The organism is Bacteroidota bacterium (assembly GCA_035506275.1).
Lineage (GTDB): Bacteria > Bacteroidota > Ignavibacteria > UBA10030 > UBA8401 > JAGVPT01.
Genome location: DATJPT010000011.1, coordinates 35,563 through 60,515, shown reverse-complemented (window position 1 = coordinate 60,515; position 24,953 = coordinate 35,563). Strand labels below are relative to the sequence as shown.

22 protein-coding genes, 1 tRNA gene and 1 other RNA gene are annotated in these 24,953 nt (G+C 50.0%); 9 read left to right on the top strand and 15 right to left on the bottom strand.

What is annotated here, in order from left to right:
• From VMF88_09925 to purL, 5 genes are all read left to right on the top strand, one after another.
• Positions 1-444, top strand: a 444-nt coding sequence (locus VMF88_09925) for a CvpA family protein (protein HTY11375.1), incomplete at its 5' end; no start/stop codon positions are given.
• A complete protein-coding gene (locus VMF88_09920; protein ID HTY11374.1) occupies positions 441-2,816 on the top strand; it encodes an endonuclease MutS2 in 2,376 nt (791 codons plus the stop codon). The genes VMF88_09925 and VMF88_09920, both read left to right, overlap by 4 nt.
• On the top strand, positions 2,813-4,318 hold the full coding sequence (locus VMF88_09915) for an acetyl-CoA carboxylase biotin carboxylase subunit (protein ID HTY11373.1): 1,506 nt from the start codon (positions 2,813-2,815) through the stop codon (positions 4,316-4,318). Before VMF88_09920 ends, VMF88_09915 begins: the two co-directional genes overlap by 4 nt.
• On the top strand, positions 4,319-4,816 hold the full coding sequence (locus tag VMF88_09910; GenBank protein ID HTY11372.1) for a biotin/lipoyl-containing protein: 498 nt from the start codon (positions 4,319-4,321) through the stop codon (positions 4,814-4,816).
• A gap of 15 nt (positions 4,817-4,831) precedes the next feature.
• Positions 4,832-7,090 (top strand): phosphoribosylformylglycinamidine synthase subunit PurL, encoded by a 2,259-nt coding sequence (gene purL, locus VMF88_09905; GenBank protein HTY11371.1) that lies wholly within the window; start codon positions 4,832-4,834, stop codon positions 7,088-7,090.
• A gap of 64 nt (positions 7,091-7,154) precedes the next feature.
• Here the strand turns inward: purL and VMF88_09900 are convergent, their stop codons facing one another.
• The 12 genes from VMF88_09900 to VMF88_09845 all read right to left on the bottom strand — a co-directional run bounded on the left by VMF88_09900 (position 7,155) and on the right by VMF88_09845 (position 17,660).
• On the bottom strand, positions 7,155-8,057 hold the full coding sequence (locus VMF88_09900) for a diacylglycerol kinase family protein (protein ID HTY11370.1): 903 nt from the start codon (positions 8,055-8,057) through the stop codon (positions 7,155-7,157).
• The gene (gene dapF, locus VMF88_09895; protein HTY11369.1) at positions 8,057-8,905 is read right to left on the bottom strand and encodes a diaminopimelate epimerase; all 849 of its coding nucleotides are present in this window, start codon (positions 8,903-8,905) and stop codon (positions 8,057-8,059) included. Before dapF ends, VMF88_09900 begins: the two co-directional genes overlap by 1 nt.
• A gap of 62 nt (positions 8,906-8,967) precedes the next feature.
• Positions 8,968-9,336, bottom strand: a transfer-messenger RNA (tmRNA) gene (gene ssrA / locus VMF88_09890).
• 11 nt (positions 9,337-9,347) lie between these two features.
• Positions 9,348-10,085, bottom strand: coding sequence for a transglutaminase-like domain-containing protein (locus tag VMF88_09885; protein ID HTY11368.1), 738 nt, complete (start codon positions 10,083-10,085; stop codon positions 9,348-9,350).
• 123 nt (positions 10,086-10,208) lie between these two features.
• Positions 10,209-11,057 carry an LOG family protein gene (locus VMF88_09880; GenBank protein ID HTY11367.1) on the bottom strand — a complete coding sequence of 283 codons (849 nt, stop codon included), beginning with the start codon at positions 11,055-11,057 and terminating at the stop codon, positions 10,209-10,211.
• A complete protein-coding gene (locus VMF88_09875) occupies positions 11,054-11,557 on the bottom strand; it encodes a GAF domain-containing protein (GenBank protein ID HTY11366.1) in 504 nt (167 codons plus the stop codon). The genes VMF88_09880 and VMF88_09875 overlap by 4 nt, the downstream gene beginning before the upstream one ends.
• The gene (locus VMF88_09870; GenBank protein HTY11365.1) at positions 11,532-12,518 is read right to left on the bottom strand and encodes a hypothetical protein; all 987 of its coding nucleotides are present in this window, start codon (positions 12,516-12,518) and stop codon (positions 11,532-11,534) included. Before VMF88_09870 ends, VMF88_09875 begins: the two co-directional genes overlap by 26 nt.
• Before the next feature lie 96 nt (positions 12,519-12,614).
• On the bottom strand, positions 12,615-14,423 hold the full coding sequence (locus tag VMF88_09865; protein ID HTY11364.1) for a FliG C-terminal domain-containing protein: 1,809 nt from the start codon (positions 14,421-14,423) through the stop codon (positions 12,615-12,617).
• Positions 14,424-14,460: 37 nt separating this feature from the next.
• Complete coding sequence (locus VMF88_09860) at positions 14,461-15,129, bottom strand: flagellar motor protein MotB (protein HTY11363.1); 669 nt, start codon at positions 15,127-15,129, stop codon at positions 14,461-14,463.
• A 4-nt stretch (positions 15,130-15,133) separates the two neighbouring features.
• Positions 15,134-15,982 (bottom strand): MotA/TolQ/ExbB proton channel family protein, encoded by an 849-nt coding sequence (locus tag VMF88_09855; GenBank protein HTY11362.1) that lies wholly within the window; start codon positions 15,980-15,982, stop codon positions 15,134-15,136.
• A gap of 18 nt (positions 15,983-16,000) precedes the next feature.
• On the bottom strand, positions 16,001-16,708 hold the full coding sequence (locus VMF88_09850) for a tetratricopeptide repeat protein (protein ID HTY11361.1): 708 nt from the start codon (positions 16,706-16,708) through the stop codon (positions 16,001-16,003).
• 25 nt (positions 16,709-16,733) lie between these two features.
• Entirely contained in the window at positions 16,734-17,660 is a 927-nt protein-coding gene (locus VMF88_09845; GenBank protein ID HTY11360.1) for a hypothetical protein, read from the bottom strand.
• Between the two features lie 813 nt (positions 17,661-18,473).
• On the opposite strand from VMF88_09845, the gene VMF88_09840 reads away from it, so the two are divergent.
• Entirely contained in the window at positions 18,474-19,448 is a 975-nt protein-coding gene (locus tag VMF88_09840; GenBank protein HTY11359.1) for a nucleoside hydrolase, read from the top strand.
• 142 nt (positions 19,449-19,590) lie between these two features.
• Here the strand turns inward: VMF88_09840 and VMF88_09835 are convergent.
• Positions 19,591-19,663 (bottom strand) — tRNA-Lys (locus VMF88_09835).
• Positions 19,664-19,681: 18 nt separating this feature from the next.
• The gene (secG, locus tag VMF88_09830) at positions 19,682-20,023 is read right to left on the bottom strand and encodes a preprotein translocase subunit SecG (protein ID HTY11358.1); all 342 of its coding nucleotides are present in this window, start codon (positions 20,021-20,023) and stop codon (positions 19,682-19,684) included.
• A 369-nt stretch (positions 20,024-20,392) separates the two neighbouring features.
• Here secG and VMF88_09825 point away from each other — a divergent pair, with 369 nt between their 5' ends.
• From VMF88_09825 to VMF88_09815, 3 genes are all read left to right on the top strand, one after another.
• Complete coding sequence (locus tag VMF88_09825) at positions 20,393-21,499, top strand: metallophosphoesterase (GenBank protein ID HTY11357.1); 1,107 nt, start codon at positions 20,393-20,395, stop codon at positions 21,497-21,499.
• Between the two features lie 113 nt (positions 21,500-21,612).
• Positions 21,613-22,185, top strand: coding sequence for a thymidine kinase (locus tag VMF88_09820; protein HTY11356.1), 573 nt, complete (start codon positions 21,613-21,615; stop codon positions 22,183-22,185).
• Between the two features lie 54 nt (positions 22,186-22,239).
• A complete protein-coding gene (locus tag VMF88_09815) occupies positions 22,240-23,067 on the top strand; it encodes a purine-nucleoside phosphorylase (protein HTY11355.1) in 828 nt (275 codons plus the stop codon).
• 72 nt (positions 23,068-23,139) lie between these two features.
• On the opposite strand, the gene VMF88_09810 is transcribed toward VMF88_09815, so the two are convergent.
• Positions 23,140-24,915 carry a T9SS type A sorting domain-containing protein gene (locus VMF88_09810; protein ID HTY11354.1) on the bottom strand — a complete coding sequence of 592 codons (1,776 nt, stop codon included), beginning with the start codon at positions 24,913-24,915 and terminating at the stop codon, positions 23,140-23,142.
• Positions 24,916-24,953: the final 38 nt, after the last annotated feature.

Here is a 24,953-nt window from a genome sequence, read left to right as displayed (position 1 = left end):
GTCTCCCTTGTCCTTGCGACCAAATACGCATCGTCGTTCGGCGAGATGGTGCTTGTTCCGTCCGGAATCTCCTCCGGCGTGAGCACGACCCTCTCATTCGTTATCATTGTGCTTGGCATCATGATCGCGCAGGCGATAGTCTATAAGATCGCCATCAAGAAACTCGCCGAAGGAACCTGGAACCGGATAGGGGGGCTGCTCATGGGCCTTGTCGAGGGGGGGATTTTTCTAAGCTTGATCCTGATCTTCTCAAGTATCTATTTGCAATTCCCCTCGGCGGAAACTCGATCGGAGTCGTTGCTGTACAAGCCGATGAAAAACTTAGCCCCCCGAATCTTTGACAGCGTCAATACCTTGTTCCCCGAATCGGAAGACTTCTACCAGGAGATAATACATTCGGTGAAGAAACTCTCCCCCCATAGATCGGCACCGCCAAGTCAATGACCGAATTTCAGGCCGCTGCCGAAAAACTCGAATTTAAGAAAATACTCGGCCGCGTGGCAGCCTATGCTTCATCCGATCTGGGAAGGCATGCGGCGGAGCACATCGTCCCGACCGGCAATATGGTTGTAGTTGCACGGGAACTGAATCGCGTCGATGAGATGAAAAGATTGCTCGCAAGCGATGATCCGTTTCCGATCGACGGGTTGCGGGACATCCGCGAACCTCTCCAACGCGCCAGCGTTGAAAACAGCGTACTTCCTCCTTCAGACCTCTATCCGATCGCTTTGACTCTCCTTGCTTCTCGCAATATTAAGTCATTCATCCAGAAAAGGAAAGAGTCATACTCCGAACTATCTTCTTTCTCCGACGAGATTGTCACCAATAAAGTGCTTGAATACAACATCACTCAAGCCATTGATGAGAACGGAAATATCAAAGATTCAGCAAGTAAAGAATTGAGAGCTATTCGAAGCGACCTGGTTTCCTTGTATGCTGTGCTGAAGAAACAGCTGGAAAAGATCTTAAAGAATACTTCCGAGCAAGGCCTTACCCAGGAAGATATTATTACAACGCGCGATGGAAGGATGGTCATTCCCGTCAAGGCAGAACAGAAGCACAGCGTTCCCGGATTCATCCATAGCTCATCGGCGTCCGGTTCGACCGTTTTCATCGAGCCGGCCGAAACCTTATCCCTCAATAATGAGATTCGAGAGCTCCATTTTAGAGAACAACGCGAGATAGAGAAGATCCTCCGCCAGCTGACGCTCCAAGTGCGCGAAGCCGCTTCCGAGATCTTAAAAAGCCTTGACACTTTAAGTCTTCTAGATTTAACCTATGCTAAAGCCAAATACTCCACTGAAATAAAAGGAAATAAGCCATTCCTAAAAGAAATTGGATCGCTAAAAATAGTCGAAGGGAGACACCCGATTCTCCTTTTACACCATCCCCGTGAGAGAATCGTTCCTTTGTCTCTTGAGATTGGAAACGGCTATACTACTTTACTGATCACCGGCCCCAACGCCGGCGGAAAGAGCGTGGCGATGAAAACCGTGGGAATGCTCGTACTAATGCTGCAATCCGGCCTTCACATCCCCGCTTCACCTGAATCTGAATTTCCTTTGTTTGAAAAGCTTTATGTTGACATCGGGGACGACCAATCCATTGAAAACGACCTCAGTACGTTCAGCTCTCATGTCACCATGCTCCGCAACGTCCTCGGCGCTGCCGACGATCACAGCTTGATCCTTATCGATGAAATAGGAGCGGGAACCGATCCGGCCGAGGGGGGGGCATTGGCAGCCGTCATCCTTTCACAACTCACGAAGGCCGGGGCTTTCACTATTGCGACGACGCACCAGGTCGCGCTGAAGGCGTTTGCGCATGAAACCGAAGGGATGGAAAACGCTGCGATGGAGTTCGATCAAACAACCCTCACTCCGACGTTTAACTTCAGGTTTGGGGTTCCCGGAAGCAGCTATGCCCTTGAAATAGCCCGGCGGTTGGGAGTTCCTCCTCCGTTGATTTCTGAAGCGGAAAAAATGGCAGGAGAGCAAAAGTCTCGCCTCGAAAAACTGGTCGTCGACCTGGAGAGCCGGTCACAAATGCTCTCGAAAGAACTTGCGGAACTTGATCTGGAGAAACTAAAATACAACCAGTTAGTGGATAATTACGAATCTAAACTAAAAGGCTTGAAAGAGGAAATACGGCTGATAAAGCTGAAGGCGGTGGAGGAAGCAAAAGAAATTACTTCCAAAGCGAATTCGATCATCGAGAATTCAATCAAAGAGATCAGGCAGCATCAGGCAGACAAGGGATCGATCGTCGAAAGCAAACGCGAACTGAAAATGCTCAACGATGAAATTCGCGCCGTGGAGACGTCATTGCATGAGATCCATTCGGATGCTCCGGAGTTCGAGGAAGGCAAAACACTATCGAAGGGTTCCGTCGTCAAGCTGAAATCTAACTCTCAGATCGGTGAGGTGCTGCAGCCTCCGGATGCCAATGGCGTGTTGCAAGTTGCCTTCGACAGCCTGAAATTAAAAATTCATGTAAATGATGTCATCCCGATCAAGAAGCCAGCAACGAAGCCCCAATCATTCACCCCGATTTTTCTTGGCGGAGAGGCAAAACGGGAGATCGACGTCCGAGGTTTGTACGGTGAAGAAGCTTTACAAGCAGTAGATAAATTTATTGATAATGCGGTGGTTACTGGCTTACATCGGATCGATATTATTCATGGCAAAGGGTCAGGTGCTCTTCGCAAGAAGATTGCGTCCTTCCTAAAGGCCGATTCGAGGATCAAGTCGCACCACTTCGGCGAGTGGAACGAAGGGGGAATGGGGGTCACGGTCGTTGATCTGAAAAGCGAATGAAGGTGAAAACAATAAGAAAAATTCTCATCGCCAACAGAGGGGAAATTGCCATACGGATCCACCGGTCTGCCTCGGAAATGGGGATCGCGACTGTGGCGATCTTTTCGGACGTCGATAGAAGTGCTCCCCATGTTTTGAATGCAACCGAAGCATACCCGCTCTGCGGGAACCCTTCCAACGAGACGTACTTAAATATTGAGAAGATACTAGCCATCGCTGCAAAAGCAAACTGCGATGCGGTTCATCCTGGATATGGTTTTCTGTCAGAGAATTCCGAGTTCGCTCGCGCCGTGATTGCCAGCGGCCTGACCTTTATCGGGCCGCCAGCTTCAGCAATGAAAGCGCTCGGCGGCAAAACGTCGGCACGGAATCTCATGAAGGAAGCGGGAGTTCCGATCGTCCCAGGAACCACGACAGCCGTAAAAAACAGCAGGGAAGCGAGTAAGGCCGCTAAAGAGATCGGATACCCGGTGCTCCTCAAAGCGGTGCACGGTGGCGGAGGAAAAGGGATGCGGAAAGTCGACCGGGAAGAGGATCTCGAGCAAGCTTTGCTGCAAGCACAGTCTGAATCATCCAAGGCCTTTAATAGCGGCGATGTTTTCATCGAAAAATACCTATCTAATCCGCGCCACGTAGAGATTCAAATTCTGGCGGACATGCACGGTAATATCGTCCACTTAGGAGAGAGGGAATGCTCAATCCAGAGAAGACACCAAAAACTCGTCGAAGAGTGTCCGAGCTCTCGGCTGTCCGACTCATTGAGGTCAGCAATGGGAGACGCTGCTGTTGCTGCTGCTCGGAGTGCTGGATATGTTAATGCTGGCACAGTGGAATTTTTAGTGGATTCAGATAACTCATTCTATTTTCTAGAAATAAATACGCGTCTTCAAGTTGAACATCCGGTTACTGAGCTCGTCTATGGAATCGATTTGGTGAAAACTCAGATCCGGATCGCAGAAGGGGAATCGCTGCCGTTTAGGCAGGAAGAACTCGTCCCGCGGGGACACGCCATTGAGTGCAGAATATGTGCGGAGGATCCGTTCGAGAACTTTCTTCCGTCGACCGGCACGATTGAAGAATATGCTCCCAGCGGAGGATATGGAATCAGGAACGATTCCGGTGTGATGAGGGGAACAACTGTCCCTCACTTTTACGACCCGCTTCTTGCAAAACTCATCGTCTGGGGGTCTGACCGGAAGGAAGCTATTAGACGACTTGATAGGGCTCTTTCGGAGTACGTTCTCTCCGGAGTAAGCACAACGATTCCGTTTTGCTCATTTGTGGTGAAACATCCGGCCTTCATGAAGGGGGACTACGACATCCGGTTCGTCGAAAAGCACTTTCGGCCGGCCGAAGAGCCTCGCACGAACGAGGAAGAATTGGCTGCCTCATACATTGCAGCATTTGATTATCATTCATCCTCTGGCGAAGCAACGCCCGGCATTGGAAATCGGATGCTTGCTCCAAGTAAATGGAAAACCCTAAGATACGAAGAGCTATAAATGGCGAATGTCACCACTGTTGTCAACGGCAGGAAATACAGTTGGACCTTTGGGACCGACGGTTCGCTCGCGCTCGATGACAAGGAATGTCAAGCTGAAGTCCTCAGCGCTGCCGCTGGCTGTTGCACCGTATCGATCGGCGGAAAACTGTTCAGGGGACTGATATCTAGAAATAATTTACAATACTCGGTGCTAATCAATCAAAAAAAATACATCTTAGACATTGAACCTTCTACTAAAAAATCCCCTGGGTTTGGAAATAATCATGCTCAGAAGACTCATTCACAGATCGAAGTACGGTCGCCGATGCCCGGAATGGTAGTTCGCTGCGAAGTTAAGGAAGGAATGAAAATATCGCTGGGCGACGGACTTTTGATCCTCGAAGCTATGAAAATGGAGAATGAGATAAGGTCAGCTCATGGTGGGATAGTCAAAAAGGTTCTCGTCACAGACAGGCAAGTTGTAGATAAAGGGGCACTACTTCTCATCATTGAATAAAGGTCATTGAGCAACATGGGTACAGTTTTACATCAGGAACCGGTCGTAACCAAGGATGTAGCTCTTCAGCATGGACTCACAGAAGAAGAGTTCCAGAAAATTATTAATCTACTCGGTCGAACTCCTTCCTACACTGAACTTGGCATCTACAGTGTCATGTGGAGTGAACACTGCAGCTACAAAAATTCCATCGCACTCTTGAAAACACTCCCGCGATCTGGAGGCCGGCTGCTCGTGAGCGCTGGAGAAGAGAACGCCGGGCTGGTTGACATCGGTGACGGACTCGCCGTTGCATTCAAGATTGAAAGCCACAATCATCCATCTGCCGTTGAGCCTTATCAGGGAGCGGCAACAGGCGTCGGCGGCATTATGCGAGATATCTTTACTATGGGAGCACGCCCGATTGCCTCTCTTAATTCCCTGAGGTTCGGTGAGTTATCAGACGAGCAAGCCAGACAATTATTTCGCGGAGTCGTCAAAGGAATAGGGGATTATGGTAATAGTTTCGGCGTGCCGACGGTGGCCGGTGAAGTTTACTTCGACAAAAGTTATCAGGGAAACCCCCTGGTGAATGCAATGGCGGTTGGGATCGTAAAACACGCTGAAGTGGCATCCGCAATCTCTAAGGGCGTCGGCAATCCGGTCATGATTGTCGGCTCATCGACGGGCAAGGACGGAATTCATGGCGCTACGTTTGCTTCAGAAGAAATTTCCGAGGCATCGGAGAGCAAGCGCCCCTCTGTCCAGGTCGGCGATCCGTTCACCGAGAAGCTTTTGCTCGAGGCAACGCTTGAAGCGATCCGGGCTGACTTGCTTGTGGGCATACAAGATATGGGCGCTGCCGGAATTACCTGTTCAACGACTGAGATGAGCGCAAAAGGAAAGTCGGGGATGCGGATCGACCTCGACAAGGTTCCCGTGCGCGAAACGGATATGTCGGCATACCAGATAATGTTGTCGGAATCGCAGGAACGAATGTTGCTCGTGGTCAAACGCGGATACGAAGAAAAGGTGCACGAAATATTTGACAAGTGGGACCTTCACTCGGTCGTGATCGGCGAGGTGACTGATGACGGACTTGTATCAATTTTTCATAAGGGGGAATTGAAAGCACAAGTTCCAGCTGAATCGTTGGTGCTCGGCGGCGGTGCTCCGGTCTATCAACGTGAAACAAAAAAGCCCGGCTATATTGAAAGCCCAGCCGAGTCAATATTTGATTCCATCCATGAACCTCAAGACCTGAATGCCGTCGCTCTGAAGTTGCTCGGCAGCCCGAACATCGCCAGCAAGCGCTGGGTCTATGAGCAGTACGATTCAATGGTGCGGACGGGAACACGGGTTGGGCCGAGTTCTGACGCCGCGGTTATAAGGATCGATGGGACCGATAAGTTCCTTGCAATGAAGACCGATTGTAATGCACGGTACGTGTACTTAAACCCTAAGCTTGGAGCAGAAATTGCGGTAGCAGAGGCTGCCAGGAATGTAGTTTGTTCCGGAGGCAAGCCGCTCGGCATTACCAATTGTCTGAACTTCGGGAATCCATACAAACCTGAATCTTACTGGCAGTTCAAAGAAGCTGTCGAAGGGATCGCAATCGCATGCAGGACTTTTCAAACGCCGGTGACGGGCGGTAACGTGAGCTTCTATAATGAGAATCCGCTGGGAGCAATCTATCCAACGCCTGTGATCGGCATGGTCGGCCTAATCGAGGGCGAGAACCGTGTTACAACAAGCGCGTTCAATGACGCCGACGATGATGTTATTCTGCTGGGACCAATGCGGGGAGACATTAATGGAAGCGAATATCTGAAAGAGATCTTCGGCAATATTGGCAATAATGCGCCATACTTCGACATTGACGAAGAGAAAAGACTGCATGATTGCATCCTTCAGCTTATCGAATCCGGCCTCATACAGTCGGCACATGACATTTCTGAGGGGGGGCTCGCGATCAGTTTGATCGAGGCCGTGATCACAAGCCCGCGTCAAACCATTGGATGTCACGTGATCATCCCGCAACATCAACTGCGTGAAGACTTCCTGCTGTTTGGGGAAGAACAAAGCCGAATAGTCATTTCTGCAAATCCTCTGCATAGAGCTGCTATAGAAAGGGCTTGCGTAAGAAATCAGATAGCATTCACGCACATTGGAAAAGTGACCGCAGATCAGCAGATTCGAATTGGTGCGAAAATTAGTCTGAGCAGGAAGGGCACCGAGACGACTTATTTTGATTCGATTGGAGAAATAATGGACGGCGGCAAGAAAGCAAAATGATTTGTTCAGGAAAAGGATAACTTTACATAACACATATTATATCGTAATATGTGTTATTGGGAGCCTAAGGAACCAGGACTTTGATTGCGGCAGCCTTTACTTCCAGTCTCACTTCTCGTATATCTAATCCTAAGACCTCACCATCCACATGAACCGGCAGATCCGTGTTTGATGCAACTGAGAGTTTTTTTGTCCTCTTGAGCTCGATCTTCCCAAACCTGCCATGCCTTCCAATGAGCACAAAAGGAAAAATTCTTAAAATCTCTGACATAGAAAGGTTCTTCGCGAGGCAAACATCCAACATTCCATCGTCGAGGATCGCATCCGGCGTCAGAAAAAACCCGCCCCCGGAGCTTTTGCCGTTGCCTATCGATATCAGCAGATGTTTTCCCGTGCTCTCGAATTCGGGACTGATTGCCGTTGAAGCTTCCGCTTTGTAACTAGCCAACACCTTTATCGCAGCTATACCGTACTTTGCAAGACCGCGGACCCAAGAAATTCGTCCCGCTTCATGTGCAACCTGTGCATCTAATCCAATTCCGACAGAATTGATAAAGAACTTCTCCGTTGTTCGTCCGGACGAATTTACTACTTCAATATAACCGAGATCAATCGTTTTAATCGATTGTCTCGTAATTGATTGTAACGAGTTGCTTAATCGTTTAGAATAAGCGAGTGTCCTTGCGAAATCGTTCCCGGACCCGAGGGGCAATATGCCGAGTGCACAATCTGTCCCTGCGATGCCGTTGACCACTTCGTTCACTGTTCCGTCGCCGCCGGCCGCTACAAAAATTGGATAATGCTTGCTCATCTCAGCAGCGACCTTCGTAGCATCACCCTGGCACATCGTAACGTGTAGGTCAAACGGAATGTTCTTTGCCTTAAAATGGTCGCGAATGGACGGGATCAGTTCCTCACTTCGTCCGCGGCCTGAACGAGGGTTAAGAATGAGATAGGTCGGGAGCACTAATCGAAGTCGACGATGGATTGAGAAGAGAATTCATAAGATATTTTCCCACTAAAGACAACATGAGCGCTGCCGCTCAATGACACTTCGTGGTACTTTCGGTCCCCGTTCTTTTGGAAGCCGATTTCCAACGATTCGCCACTCCGAACTTGAAGTGAAACGGGAGCTGGCGCATTTTTGACCTCATGAATAATCAGGGCCGCCGCAACAGAGCCGGTCCCGCAAGCTAAAGTCTCTGCTTCAACTCCCCTCTCATAAGTTCTTATTACATAAGCTCCTGAAATATTTTTCTCAATAAAATTCACGTTGGTACCGGCGGGAGAGAAAGATCTGTGGTATCGGATTTCTTTCCCGATTGCCTGAACATCGACACTATCGAGATCGGGTCCCAGGCTCCTGTTCTCTTCAAGAAAAATAACGCAATGCGGAGAACCCGAATTCACAAAATGAAAATGAACCAGACGGCCGGCCACTTCAACGTCTTGATCCATGCGAAAGTCCGTGGGGTCTTTCATCTCAAGTCTTACCCGGTCGTGCAAAACTGAAGCGGCATAAATATGTTCCAAGGCCTCGAACCTGATCTCGGGCTTAACGACAAGATGCTTTAGGTATGCGTACCGGCTGATGCACCGACCGCCGTTGCCGCACATGCCCCCGTAGCTTCCGTCTGCGTTGTAATACTTCATCAGGAAATCTGCCTTTGCACTTGGTTCAAGCAATAACAGTCCGTCTGCGCCGATACCTCTTCTTCGGTCGCATACCTGCTGTGCAAAGACGTCGGGAGCAGAAACAATGCCGCTGCGGTTGTCCACAACGACAAAATCATTTCCTGCTCCGGACATTTTCATAAAATCAATATGACGGATACTCTGCTGATCCATCGGATGCGCTAATACGGTTCTGAAAACTCTCGTGGAGGTGCGGGGATTCGAACCCCGGTCCGGAGTGATGACCATTAGACCTTCTCCATACTCAGTTCATCTCGTGAACCATTCGCCGTGAGTTGACGGACGAACTCATCACTCTCAAAGCTATCTGGGATAGAACTTCACTAATACCTCTCCAGCGTTGGCATTAGCACGCCCGACTAAAGTCGACACCTTGCATAAAACCAGTCAGGTAGGGCCTTATGAAGATGCGCAGCTTAAGGTTTAGTTAAGCAGCGAGTGCGTAGTTGTAGTCTGCACTTAAGTTGGTTCCGCTTTATTTACGTGCGACTCGGAGAGCACGGTATGCTTATGTCTAACCATCTTCTACCCCGTCGAAACCATTCACCCCCTCATAGCAAATCTAAACATTCCTGTGAAGAATATCAATACACTGCAAGAGGGATTGCATTTTTGCGGTCTGATTTTCTTTATCGAATACCAACACTAAATTACGCAACATTCGTTCAAGAATTTGTCTGCTTGAAACGGGCTCAAGATATTCTTTCTGAAAAGTATAGCCTAGTTTACCTAAACTTTTTTTACAATCGTCGATCGAGAGGATTTTTCCGCCATTAAAAGGGTCTGCGAGCAGCGACTTGTTTCCAAAATTGTACCTGACAATGAAGTGCCCCGGCATTCCAATGCCTTCGACGGGAAAATTCAATCGGCGCAGAACGAGCATATAGATCACCGAAAGCGTGATAGGGACTCCCCGCTTCGTCTCGATCACCTTGTTGATGTAATGATTTTCAGTATTGTAGTAATCCGACTCATTGCCGCTGAACCCTTTTTCATGCGAAAAATAAGCGCCGATCTTGACGGCAAGCTCTTCAGGCTGCTCGGACGGATCCAAACGGGGCTGAAGCTCAGCTGCAAAAAAATTGAGAAGGTCGGCGTACACCCTCATATCCACACTCGGGAAAGCGTGTTTCGCGATCAAGAATGCTCCTTCTTCGAGATCAAGATCATCCTTGTGTTTTGCGCAGAACCGGCGCAACTGCTCCTTAAAAGCATTCAGAGAGATCTCGTCAAAGATCTCCCGCAGCCTCTTCTGCATCAACGAATCGTCAGTTTGAAGGTAACTCTCCAGGACTGGCAAGACCTGTTCTCCGGACTGAAGCAAATGATCCTTGGCTGAAAAATATATCGATTCATCTTCATCATCTAACAGATAAATCAGTGATTTAACTCGAGTTAGATCTATTTTTTCAAGTCGTTTCATTCACCAAATTGAATTTTCTGGATAATTTTTATTCAGACCTTCTTTCAATAGGCCAAACGCTTCCTTCGGAGAGTCGGCAAACCTGAACAACTCAATATCGTCTTTGCCGATCATCCCGCATTCCTCAAGATATGAAAAATTTATCACATGCTCCCAATATTCCCTTCCATAAAGTATCACGGTCATTTTTTTCTTGATCTTATTAGTCTGGAGCAGGGTCAGAAGCTCCATAAGTTCATCGAGCGTTCCGAACCCTCCCGGGAAGGCGACCAGTGCTTTACCTAAATACATGAACCAGTATTTGCGCATGAAAAAGTAATGGAATTCAAAGTTCAACTCCGGAGAAATGTAGGGATTGGGCAATTGTTCAAACGGCAAGCCGATATTCAGGCCGATTGAGCGCCCCTTCGCCCGTGAAGCCCCTCGATTGGCAGCCTCCATAATTCCCGGTCCGCCGCCCGTGCAAACAACGAACCGTCCCTTCTCTTTTAGCGACCGGGACCATTTCGTCAGAAGGAATGAAAGTTCCAAAGCATCCTCATAGTAAGCGGACATTTCTAGCGACTTTGCAGCCCTCCGGTACTCTTGCGACCGTTCAAGAACCTCTACCTTTTTCTTCTTGAGCCTTGCTGTCACCTCCGAGAGCTTCTTCTGGGCTGCGTCTGGGGATTGAATCCTCGCCGAGCCGAAGAAGACGATGATATCCTTGACGCCAAAATATTTGAACCGGCTGAGCGGCTCGAGAAATTCAGAAAGAATCCTTATTGCACGGGCATCCTTGCTGTTCAGGAACGAAAGATTCTTGTACGCATGTAACGGACGCTGTTGCTTCTTTTTTTCTGTCGTCAATTGGTGCCTTGGGGTGATTGAACGAATTTCTTGGTTATGATCTCCGCTATTCTTTCGAGCTGGACTTTATCTGTTCCGTCGAACGAATTGAGGTGGTTGCTGTCCACGTCAATGACGCCAAAAATCCGGCTTCCGGCAAGGAGAGGAACAACAATTTCCGACTTGGACTCGGGGTCGCAGGCAATATGCCCTGGAAATTTCTCTACGTCGGGAACGATGATCGTTTTCCTTTCTTTGACCGCCGTCCCGCACACGCCGCTTCCAATCTTGATCCGGACGCAGGCGACTTTCCCCTGAAACGGCCCGAGCACCAACTCTCCGTTGACAACGCGGTAGAACCCGACCCATGAATACGACGAAAAGGTCGATTTCAAAGCCGCGCTGACGTTCGCCATATTTGCCGTGAGATCGCTTTCATCTTCGACGAGCGCCGCAATTTGAGGATACAGCTCAGCGTATTTTTCCTTTTTCCCGTCAGCAGTTATTGTGATTGTTTCCATTTATTTTTCCATTGTGATCGAATATCCGGCCGATCGTGATCGATGTCTTGCTGTTGTCAACCAAGTATCGCGCACCTAGGAGTGCATATTCTTTTCTGATAACAGCGAGCGCAATCCGATGATCCCCGTTGCCTGTCAAGACCCCATTATTCAACAGAATTCCTACTTCCTTTTGCTGTGAAAAAAGTCGATGCTTTGTTGCGTCAGAGAATTCCGGTTCGACATGAATTCTGCAAAGCGTCCGCTGGACTTTTTTATACGTATCAAGCCGCGCAACAACCTCTTGGCCGATGTAACAGCCTTTGGTGAAGCTCACCTGGTCCCACAGGTTCAGCTCCAGCGGATTACATTCAAGCAATACCTCAGGTTCGCTTTGAATGATGCCATGCTCAATACAATAGAGTTCAAAAGCTTCACGGCTTACTTTTTTTTCAACTAATTGATCAACTACAGGCGGCGGCTCAATCGCCTCATCCCAATAATAGAAAATCGCTTTCCCGCCGAAATACGGTGAATGGAAGCAGCTTCTTTGGTCTGCATCGAACGAATGCTCATCGGCGCTGGGGGAATTCATTTGAGCAAAGAGGAAGCCATCTCCTGTGCGGTCAACAATCTTCACGTCTTCCATAATGATGAACTTCTCGAGCCATTGCCGGACCTGCATCCCTGCACCTCTGCCGGTTATCCCCACGAGAAAGTCTCCCGCATGATGTACGACGATTGAATCGATGACTCTCCCCTTTTCCGTCGTGAGCACCGTCTGTACTGATTGTCCCGGGCGAAGATCCTTCAGATCATTTGTAGAGATTCTGTGAAGAAAATCGAGCGAATCTTTTCCTTCAAGCCGAAGAATCCCGTGGCCGGAAAAATCGACGACCGCATCACCCTGCTCCAGAAGGAGCAACTCTTCATTGAAGGCTGGCGAGCGGGCCGGCGGAGTATATGCTGTGCGATCGTTCATCACTACTATTTTAACAATCCTGAAATAGGAAAAAATCCCCAAAAAAAGAGGAGCACCTGAAACAAGTGCTCCTCCTTGCACAAAACCTGCACAATATCATTGAACCTGTGCTTCTTCGGTTTCTTCCCCCGTTTCGAGGGAAGCTGCCTGGACACCGCCGGCCTTGATATACTGCCTGACCATCCGGGTAATTCGCCGGCGCGCCTTCAATTCATCGTCCGGCGAGACCGCTTTCATAGAATTCAGCCGGTCCTCGAGAATGATCCTTGACTTTGAAGGAAGCACCGAGAGGAACCGCTCGGAAATTTCATGAGGAGCATTCTTTAGGGCGATCGCGATCTCGTCGCCGGAGATATCCTTGACGATCTGACGAAGAACCCTTTCATCCAGCTGATTGATCGCGTTGAAGGAAACGCGCTGGCTCGTGATCTCGCGGTAGAGGTCCAGGTTCACCACTTTAATGAATTCAATGATCGAGGATTCGGCCGATTCATCGATATTATCGAAGATGTCGAGAAGGAGGTCCGTTCCCTGAACCTGGACGTTGTTGATCACCGGGATCGTGGCGGCCTTTGCAGCAAGCTGCTTTGCCACGGAGACATACGTGTCCGACGTCAGCCGGCGGAGTTTTCCAAGCTCCAGTGCAACCTCTCCTTGCTGCATCGACGGCAAATTCTTCAGCATCGAGCTTGCGATCGGCGTCGTCAACTGAGACAAGATAATGGCGATTATTCCCGGGGGTTCGTCCTTCATCAGCAGGTACAGTTGAGGCTCGGATAACTTTTCGAGAAACGCAAACGGGTTCTGCTTCGAATTTCCGGCTTCCGAGAATCTTTTCACGGCGAGCTGATTCTGGAAGAACGTCAGCGCCTCTCGCGCTTCGGCCGGCGTGCTTTCGCGCTTTTCCAGCGTCAATGCCTGAAGCGCCTTCATCTCCTCGATGGAAAAATGATCGCGCATCACCTGCAGGACGTTATTTCCCAGTTGACCGATGATGACGGTCAGCCTCTCTTTTTGATTCGCATCCGCGATCATGTCCCTGATGACGTGCGACGTCAGATCTGATTCCCCGGCGCATGAGACGATGAGGTTCGATTTCACCTTATCGACCTCTATGGCTTCCTGGTATTCTGCGTTCGAATCGGCAATGGCCTGTTGAGCAGAGACGGCGGGAAGCTCCTCGGCCTGCGGCGACTGCTGCATCATCGCTTCCGCGGAAGATTCTTTCTTCCCTCGTGAAAGAAGGACAACGATAAGAATCAGCAGGAGCACACCGAGCGCAATCAACAGCAGCGTTGTGGGGTTAAAAAAAGAATCCTGCGGCTTTGCCGGCGTAAGATCGTTCGAGGATTTTTCCCCTGCACGCAATTCTGCGTCCTGCTTTTCTTTTTCGAGCTGCTGTATCTGTTTTTCCTGTTCGGCCTTCTGCTGTTCGCGCTGAATCTGCAATGTGCTGGCCGGGAACGACATCTCCTGGAGGTCGACCCGATCGCCCCGGACCTTGTTCAACTTGCCGGTGTAGAACGCGATGTTCGTCAGCAGGTCTTTCTCTTCAGGGGTTCGATTCTTATCGATGAGCATCTTAACGACGATCGACTCGACGCCGAACTGCGGCTTTTCAACTTCGTCCGATGTCTGCGGCTGCGCCTGGAATCCTGAAACGCCGGGAAGAAGGAAATCTCTGTTGTCTCCCTTGGACTTTGCCGGCGTCGAAAGATCGACGAGCGTCACTTCCGCGGTCACGAGAAAATTGAGGTCCGAGAAGTACCGGCGGATCTCCATTGAGATGCGGTCCTCCAGATCCCGTTCCATTTTTTTCTTCTCAAGCTCAAGGTCGACGGCAAACAACTTCGCCTGCGCTACCACCGCAAGCAGAAGGATAATCTTTGTCAATCGAGTTTTCATATGTGTTCCAGGATGTTTTGAAATAGCAATTTCGTCTTTAAACGTCGTTGTGGTAGTAAATCCGAATGACAACTCGGCGGTTGTCGTTCCGGGCTTTCTCGGTAAACTGTCCGGTCACAGGGTCTTTTTCTTTGTTTTGAGGACGTGCATCGGCAAAGCCGGTACTCGACAGGCGCTTCCCTTCGATCGCTACCGTGTCCTGGAGGTAGTGAACCACTTCCGTTGCTCGGGCAGACGATAACTCCCAGTTCGACCGGAATTCCACGGTGCTCCGCAATGGCGTATCGTCGGTATGCCCTTCCACCGATATAAATGCGTTGCGAGCCTTGACGAAATAGCCCAGGATCTTTCCGATGCTGAAAATAGCGTCGTATCCTTCCGGCCGCAGCGCAGCTTTCCCGGGGGGGAACAGCAGATTGCTGCCGAACCTCAGCTCGATGCCGGCGTCGGTCATCACGACGTTGACCTGTCCTTTCAACGAGGAGTTCTTTTCGATCGTGGTCATCAGCTCTCTCGACAGCGTTCCAAGGTTTGCTTGCTGTTTCGCGGCTTCGGTGACGGATGAAGCCAGGCTGTCGAGTTTCGACTGGTCGGGAATCGACAGCGATAACAGCAGCGTAAACGATGCAAGCATCGCCGTCAACAAGTCGATATAGCTGACTTGCCAGTGCTGTTCTTCCGACTTTTTTCTGTCGCGTCGTCTCATACGCCTACGCTCCGCCTTCGGGTGAAAGCTGCGATACTGACGGCACCGACAATGCGCGGCTCTGCGGGATATACGACGAAAGCTTGTCCTGAATGAAGACCGGATGTCTCTTGTCCTTGATCAGACAAAGGCCTTCAACGATCATGCTTTTCAGGAGGGCCTCCTCATCGGTCCGTTTCTCGATCTTATCGGCGAACGGCGCGAAGATAAAGTTGGACAGAAACAAGCCGTACAGCGTCGTCGTAAAGGCGACGGCCAATGCCTGCAGAATCGGGCCGAAGCCCGCTGCAGCATCGATCTTTGTCGAGAACATCTGGATCAGACCCACCGTCGTGCCAAGCATGCCGTAGCCCGGGGAATAACGGGCTGCCGCCCGGAAGACGTTGACATCCGTCGATTCACGCTGTGCCTCGTTATCAATCCTGGCATCGAGGATCTCTTTGATCTCTTCCTTCTTATAGCCGTTGACAAGCATAAGAACGCCGTCGCGCAAAAAAGGATACTTTATCTGATTGGCATAATCCTCGAGGGATTCAATGTCGTGTGTGTTGGAGTATTGGGCAATATCCTTGATGGTCTCGAGATAGACCAGGAAATTGATCCTGTTTCGTATGTACACAAAATAGAGAGCACGCGCGGCTCCAAACAACTCCCGGAAATTGTAGCTGATCATCATCGAAGAGCTGACGCCGAAAAAAACGAAGATGATGCCGGGGATGTGGATATAATGAATGAGCGATTCCGGAACATATCCCTTCTGCAGAGCATCGACCGTCTCCGACTCTGCGCCGATGATCAAAAGCACATACGCAGCAATAGCAAAAAGGACATAACCGATAAAAGTTGAATTCATACGTGGCCTTTCAGTTAATTACATCCGATAAAGTATGGCCCGCACATTGTCCATCGACGGGTCGAGCTCGAGAGCTTTTTCCCAACTCTGCTTCGCCTCGGGGAACTGCCGAAGCATGTAGTAAATCGATCCGCGTACGGCGTACGCAAGCGCCATGTTCGGCGCGGCATCCACTGATTTATTGATTTCAGCGAGCGCCTGTGCATACCGGCGCTCGGAGAAAAGTGTCTGCGCTTCCTGAAGACTGTTGAGCGCCCTGTTGTAATCGGCATCGTCCTTTGTGTACGTCCCCTGCCGCGGCTGTTTCTTTTTGACGTTCGAGGTGTCGACGATGTCCTGAATGTCCGATGCGAGATCTTCCTTTTGAGGCTTCAGCAATTCATCGGCCGCGCCGTTCGTGCTCTTCTTTCGTGCAGGAGTTTGCTTTGGCTGTTCTTCTTCCTCATTTCCTCCTTGGACGTTCTTCCGAAGCCCTTGTCCCGAATAATCGATCGTGAAGTCGATGTCCTTATTGTAGAGGTCGAGCAGGACATCCATGTTGAGCGTCGGTGTATTCAGTTTGACCGAAGCGGGAGCGGATGGAGTTCCGGTCTCCTTGGAAGAGGCCGGCTGAACTTTCGCCGCGCTCTTCGATGCCGAATCGGACGGTGCGCTATAATTTTCCTGAGCCGCGGCACCCAGCGCTAAAGACCATACCATTAATGAGACACCTAAAACTCTTTTCATAAACTATCCTCGATGAGCATGTTCATCACAGAACAAAATTCACTTGGATACCGTAGAGCGGTCCGGCAACATCCGAATGGTCGAAGGTCTTGTTGATGGAGATCATGTTGTAGAAACCGGTAATGCCGATGTTGCGGCTCAGCCGCAGCGACAGTCCTCCGTAGTACGACTCTGCGATGCCGCTGTTCTTGAAGGAAATGTTGAACCCTCCCGCCACGTCGAGCATCAAAATTCCCGGACCGATTTGATCGTTCCCAATGATCTCGAACGAAAATCCCGGCATAGCGATGATTCCCATCAACCCGTATTTAGAGGTTCCCATTAAACGGCCGTCAAGATAGAACTTCAGGAAGTTCAGAATGGTCGCCATCTCGTTCAGCCGGTAGCCGACAGAATAATAACCGACGTTGTTCCCGCTGTCTTTGACGCCAAGCGTATACGAGGACCCTAGATTGAAGCCAAACGTGAGGTAATTTTCAATAAGCCCCGTTTTTCGCTTCAACGCATATTCAGCGGCAAGCTCCGCCCCCGCATCCGAAGGGAGCACACGATAGTCGGCCTTCAACTCTTTGCTCCAGACCGTGATGCCGTTCAGGTCGTTGATATTCACAAACATGATGATCTGGTTGGATGAAACCAACACGTCGGTTGAGACTATACCGTCGACATTGTGGGCTTTCGCATAGGTGCGAATTTCATCCTCGGTGTAGGTGTTCTTCACCTGGAGCGTGCTGTCGGTTGCTTTGAACGAAAGCGTTTTCAAATCCTGTGCGCCCACTGTAGCGAAACGGTGGTCTTTGGTCAAAGCATTTTTTAATTTCCCCTCAAAATAGCTCGAGAGAAACTGGATCTCTGAATACGACAATTCTTCCTTGAACGGCCACCGGACTTTTGTCTTGTAAAGGAGCAGCGTTCTGATGCTTGGACTGACTTCCCTCAGAACCGGTGTCATTGAAGACAGCGCGGTATCAAGCGCAATATCAAATTTTGGGAAAATAGAGATAAGCTTCGAGTTCTCAATCGATACCCCTTTTGTTTCTGACTGAGAATCTTGAGTTGGCGGTTGCTGCTGGGCTTTACTTGTGTAGGAGAGAAAGGAGACTGCAAAGACGAACAATAATGCTACCAGAAGATAATTGCGCCGCGATTGCATGATGTTTGTCTGCTCATTGTGATTGGAAAAGAATTAAACAACGCCTACAGCGCATCCCAAGAAACAGCACTACATTTTAGAAGTAATTACCGCAATCAATTTAAATACTTCTTGCAAACTATCTCCTAATCTGCTGTAATATAAAAGAAAAATTAGTTTTGTCAAGGAGAAACTAGGTATTGCAAACCGCTTGCGATGGGCCTACAGGCCCTCGTGAGGTCGATTTTGCCCAATCCTGCCATGGGTTTGTTGAAAATGAGCCAGATCCGCGAGCGAGATATGTTAAACCCGCCGAGCAAATTCTGCGTTCGCAGCGGAACGTTTTTCCTCACCTTTAATGTTCTAGATGTAGAACGGATGTTAGTGTCGCCGAATACTCTCTTGCAATATAGTTAATCGCGCATTGCGCCTGCTTGACAGTGGTTTTTCATTTTCCTAATTTCATTTTGACCTGTGCAACGATGCCTCCCCTCATTGTTGCACCTTGAAAGGGTCAAGCCCGGTGTTCCCCCCAACACCGGGTTTTTTATTGTTGCTTCTTATATCCCCTTCCGCTACCTTCAGCGTCGATCTGGTCGCTCCCTGAAAGATATTGAACAACAGGACATCAAAATGAAAAAGACACTCTTTCTCTTGAGCATTTTTTTTATTCCTCTTTTTGTATCGGGAAAAGAAAAGCAAAAAATAATTTTCGACTGCGATATCGGCGGAGACATCGACGACGCTTTTGCCGTCGCGCTTATCCTCAACAGCCCGGAATTCGATGTCCTTGGCTTCGTTGTCGACCATGGCAACACGCCGCTGCGTGCAAGAACTCTTTGCAAGCTTCTATATGAAGCCGGGAAAGACTCTATTCCGGTTTTCGTCGGCGCTCCAACCCCCGGAATAGTCGGCGTCGACAAGGAAATTGCCGGACGCTCCAATCAATTCTATTGGTCCGATGGATTTGACAAAGTAGCCCCGTCGAATATGAACGCGGCAGATTTCATCATCTCCAGTCTGAAAAAGTATCCCAACGAAGTTGTTCTCTTCACCGTAGGCCCTGTCTGCAACATCAAAGAGGTCATTAAGAAGGATAAAAGTGCGCTGAAACTTGCCAAACAAATTGTCTCGATGTTTGGCTCGTTTTACATGGGATACAACGGCGGGCCGATACCGGATGCCGAGTGGAATGTAAGGGCCGACATCGAGGCCTCGAAAGCGTTTGTCGCAGCGGATGCAAAGAAAACGTTCGCGGGGCTGGATGTGACGACATTTGTGAAGTTGAATGAAGCAAACCGGAACAGACTGCTTATGCGCCAATCGCCTTTGACAAATGCGCTGTGCGGGCTATATTCTCTCTGGTTGTACGAGAGCTTTGCAAACGCCGACCCTACTTTGTACGATGTGGTTGCAGTTGGCTACGTCCTCTGGCCGGAACTTTTCACGAGCCGGAAAGCTCATATCCATGTTGACGATGCAGGGTACACCATGATCGACAGTACACGACCGCCGAACGCCGAAATCCTCATGACGATCAATAAAGAAGAATTCATGAAGCGAATCATGGAGCGATATCTGAAGCAGGACCTGGAGCCGAACAAGTAGAAATGACGGAAAGGTTCTTCGCGGGAGCGGTGAAACAAAACCGCGGGGAAAAGCACCGGGGGAAACTGAAATCTACGCTGATATCTGATTACCGTAAGTAGACCAGAAACCACCTCCTTGATTTACTCTGGGGGATTTTCAGTGCACCCACCAGGACTCGAACCTGGAACCCACTGATTAAGAGTCAGTTGCTCTACCAATTGAGCCATGGGTGCAAATGACGCTACGCAGTTTTACTTTGCAGGAGCGCTGACCGGCGCCGGCTGGCTTTGCGGAGGAAGCTGCGCAGGAGGAACCGAAGTTTGCCCGCTCTGAATCACGCTTTCTTTTGAGGAGGCGCTTTTCCCTGGCAAGAAAAAGAGGTTGATGATGAGCGCGAGAACTATGAACGTCGTCGCCAATATTGTCGTCGCCCGGGTCAGGAAATCGGCGGTCCTGCGAACTCCGAAGACCGTTCCAAAATTGCCCCCTCCGAACGCTCCCGCCAACCCTCCCCCTTTGCTATTTTGCATCAGAATAACGCCGATCAAAAGGACACAAACGATGATCTCAATTGCGATGAAAAAGGTATACATATCTCGAAATCCTCCAAAATAAAAAAACCCCGCAGTGCGGGTACTTAAACTCTATAAAAATAGCCAAAGAAATGCCAAGAATCAAGGAGAATTTTTAACGAAACCAAACCTTCACCACACTTGTTATCATTCTAAACGCTGGTCCCTACGTTTATGCGAGGGAAAATTTGCGTAATTTTATTATATTAAAATGATAAAGAAAACCAGTTCCTTGCACAATTGCGGTCGACAATGAGCGGAACACCCCTTTATTTTTTCTTTCGAGTCATCTTTCCGATCTTAATTTTTACTATCCAATGGTTTCTGTATAGGAAAACAGAAAGGTTCGTTAAGAGCTTTTCAACGGCCCCCCGCTGGTTCGCAAAAGCAGTGCCGTACGTCTTCGGGTTTTTCAATCTCGCGTTCCTTCCTCTTCTCTTCATCCACTCATTCACGAATGAACTGCCGCATTGGTTCTTCTACGGCATAGCTTACCCGATTTACGTGTGGCAAGGAGCGACGTTTTTTCTCTTCGTGGTCCTATCGATTGTACGAATTCTTCGAATGCCGTTCACGGCCCTGTTGCATGTAGGGAAAATGTTCGCCCCCGTGAAAGAAAAAATTATTGTCATGAAATCCACACAGAAGTTCCAGAGATTCGATGGATCGCGGCGGACCTTCCTGAGAACCGGAGCTATTGCCCTGTCGGGATATTCTTTTGCCGGAGCGACCAAGGGCATCATCGACCGGAATGATTACGACATCATTGAGCGGACGGTTCGGATCCAGAATTTGCCGGATGAATTCAAGGGATTCACTATCGGTTTGATGAGCGACATTCATTCCAGCGCATTCATGACGAAACCGGAAATGGATGATTATGTCGCCGCACTCAACGGGCTTAAGACCGATGTCATTTTTGTCCCGGGGGATTTTGTTAACAGCCAAACTGAAGAGGTCTATCCTTTCGTTGAAGCATTTTCCTCTCTTCACGCCCCATATGGTGTCTTCGGCTGCCTGGGGAACCACGACTATTACGCCAATGTCGACGTCGTTGCGAAGGAAGTGGACGGATGCGGGATCAAGCTTTTGCGGAATGATGCCGTTAGAATTACGAAGGGAAATTCGTTCATCAACCTTGTTGGAGTCGACGATATACCCATCGAAGGAACGCCGGAAAAATATCTTCACACAGCGTTATCCTCCGTCCAGAATCCAAACCCGAGGATCCTGCTTTGCCATAAACCGTATTACCTTGAATCGTTCGCGGATCATAACATCGACCTTACCCTCGCCGGTCATACCCATGGCGGCCAAATTGTCTTTGCCAAGGTTGGAAATTTGATCGTTTGTCCTGCAGCGCTCTTCTCCAAATATGTCTGGGGACTCTACAAGCTGGGAAATTCACAAATGTACGTCACGCGCGGAATCGGAACCGTCGGTGTTCCGTTCAGAGTCAACTGCCCGCCGGAGATCACGAAGATCACGCTTCAATAATTTCTTTCTCATTTCCCGTTGCAGGTCGGCTCTCAATCATTCCTTGCATTTCCGTCCTCATTTTTCTATATTTTTCCACAATTCAGCAGCCATATATCAGAATATTTTTTCTCATGGAAGACGCCCCTCATTCTTCACCGAAAAATACCGGATGGATCGAAGTCATCGCCGGATGCATGTTCAGCGGAAAGACCGAAGAGCTGATCCGCCGCATGCGCCGCGCACAGATCGCCCGGCAAAAGGTCATGATCTTCAAGCCGCGCATCGATAATCGCTACAGCTCCAGCCATATCGTGTCGCACAGCGAACAGTCGCTCGTTTCGACAGTCGTCGATACGCCCGAGGAAATATTGAAACAGTCTGCCGACGCTCAAGTGATCGGCATCGACGAAGGGCAGTTCTTTGCTCCGACCATCGTCGATGTGTGCGAACGTCTCGCGAATGCCGGAAAGCGCGTGATCGTGGCGGGGCTCGACCAGGATTACCGCGGCAAGCCATTCGAACCGATGCCGCAGCTTCTTGCTGTGGCGGAGTACATTACGAAAACTCTTGCAATCTGCGTTGTGTGCGGAAATCCTGCCGACCGGACCCAGCGCACTTCCGAGTCTCACGAACGCGTTGTTGTCGGAGCCAAAGATGTGTACGAGGCGCGGTGCCGCAACTGCTTCGAACCGCCGAAAGATTGAAGCGGGCATTGTTCTTGACCGCAAAAAAAACGTTCAGAATAAACCGCTGCATCTATGAATAGAGATTACAATGAGCACATTGCAGCTTCGGTTGAATACATTAAGGCAAAAGTAGGCACCCTCCCCCCGATCAGCGTCATTCTCGGCTCCGGCCTTGGCGATTTCGGAGATCTCCTCACCGAGAAGATTTCTCTCGAAACAAAAGACATTCCCTACTATCCGGTTTCTTCCGTTGAAGGACACGCAGGCAGGCTCCTTTTTGGAAAACTCAAATCGGCCGAGAACTCTTCTGCCGGCCTCCTGGTCTTTCAGGGAAGAATTCATTTCTATGAGAGCAACGACACCGACATCGTCGTTTATCCGATCGAAGTGGCTCGGAGGTTGGGAACAAAAACGCTTGTGGTCACGAATGCGGCCGGAGGAGTGAATGCGAGCTTCATCCCCGGCGACCTTATGATCATCAGCGATTACGTCAATCTATCGTTTGAAAACCCGCTTATTTCGCGTGCAAATGAGAAGGCAAGAATTTCCCGCCCGGAATTTAGCCCGAATCTCATCGCTCTCGCCAGGAAAGTAGCCTCTGAACACAATATTCCTGTGAAGGAAGGGATTTATTGCTGGACGAAAGGGCCGTCGTACGAATCCGCCGCCGAGATCAGGATGATGGCCTCATGGGGAGTCGATGCGGTTGGAATGTCGACGGTGCCGGAGGTGATTCTCGCGTCGAGTTACGGAATGGAAGTGCTCGGCATCTCCTGCATCACAAACCTGGCTACCGGACTTGCTCCCAGCACCCTCAACCATGATGAAGTGCGGGAGGTAGCAAATAAGGTGAAGCACAACTTTTCTTCCCTCCTTTCAAAGATCATCATGCAGCTTTGAAAAAGGAAAAAGGCTGTTCAATCGGATGAACAGCCTTCTCTTTTCCTGCCAATGCGATTCCACGAAATTGCTCTATTTCAGGAGCAACATCTTCCTGATCTGCATCTTCCCGCCAAATTCCAGCCGCGAAAAATATATTCCGCTGGCTAACCGCGAAGCATCAAACGTCACTTGATGGGATTCCCCGGCCGTTGCAGCTCCATCAAACAATGTTGCAACTTCCTGTCCGAGAATGTTGAAGACCTTCAATACCGCTCGCCCGTCAGAGGGAACGGAAAATTGAATCTGCGTCGAGGGATTAAACGGGTTAGGATAGTTTTGCTGGAGAGAAAATTCGGTCGCCACGGCCGAGGCGTGTGGATTTACTTTCGTCACGCTGCCGCTGCTCGATACGTGCTGGGCATAAATATCGGCCGGTCCGCCGAATGACGAGGCGCGGAGATCGTACCAAGCCACGATCGCTCCTCCCGCATCATCGGAGACGATGACAGGTTTCGTCTGGAACGTGGAGGGGGTGGTAGAAACGGGATTGCCCTCATTGTTGTTGGTAGCGTTCGACCACACGGGCTGCCCACTGCTATTCACCCGTTGAGCAAAAATGTTGACGCCGTTTTGCAGGCCTTGACTCCAGGCCACGATCGCGCCTCCGCTGCCGTCTGTCGTCAACACTTCAGCGCTGGTGTTTGCAGCGAAAGCATGAGGGTTCCCTCCCCACGGCAACGATCCGTCGGAGGCAATTTTCTGAACATACGCATAGTTCTCGCCATCTGACCACGTCAGAAGGACTGAGCCGCTTCCGTCCGGAATTAACGATAAATTTTCCTGGCCGGTCGATTTATTGGAGTCCGCCATAACTCCGAGTGAATCTGAAGGCGAAATCCAGGTGAGCGCTCCGGACGCATTGACACGACCTGCATATCCATGGGGGGATGATCCGCTTTGCGATTGTTCCCAGGCATAGATGACGCCGCCAGCATTATCAGAGGCGATCACTTCGTTTGCTTGCTCTTGCAGGAACGAAGGCTTCGGCGCGAGGGCAACCCCCGTCGTATCCCAACGACGATTACCGGCGCTGTCGAGTCGTTGCGCGAACAGGGAAATTCCAGTTGAGAAAGCGTTTCGCACATCGGTCCACGCAATGATTACGCCGGAGGTTCCGTTCTGCAAAAGCCGCAAATCGTCATAGCCACCGACCGGCAAGGCACCGCCGCTAAAGCCGTTCATTGCCGAGGATGACCACCGGATGTTGCCCGAGCTGTCAATCCGGGAGATGACCAGATTCTGAAACCCGCTGTAAAGATTAGCCCAGGCAACGTAGGCGCCTCCAGAACCGTCCGAAGTACACGCAGTCGTTACGCCGAGTGGATAGAAGAGCTGAAAGGGAAGCGGACCTGCGATCTGCAAGGCAGAATCTCTCCACATTCGCGTACCGTGAACACTGATACGCTGGGCAAAAATCGCCGGAGCGGCGCTTCCGAGCGCGGAATCTCTGTAGTCCTCCTCCCACGAGACAATAATTCCGCCGTCTCCAACCGCGGCTGCCTGAGGATGGGCCTGAATGAGGCCGGGGGGAGAGATTTCCACGCCGTTGGCAGCCCACACCGCATAGCCATTCTTATCCAGATGTTGGGCGAAAATCTTTGGATTCTTATCTCCCTCGCGCAGATCATCCCAAACGATGAAAGCTCCTCCGTTGCCGTCTTTCAACATTACCACATCAGCTGCCGTATGGCCACCAGTGTCGACAGGAGTGTTCTTAGACGGATCGCTGGCCCACTGGGCAAACACAGAGCTGAAGCCCCAGAATAGCGAAAGGAGCGCAAACAGAAAACGGAAAAGGTTCTTCATGGATCTGATCCCTCCATATGGTTGATATGAGCTACCTC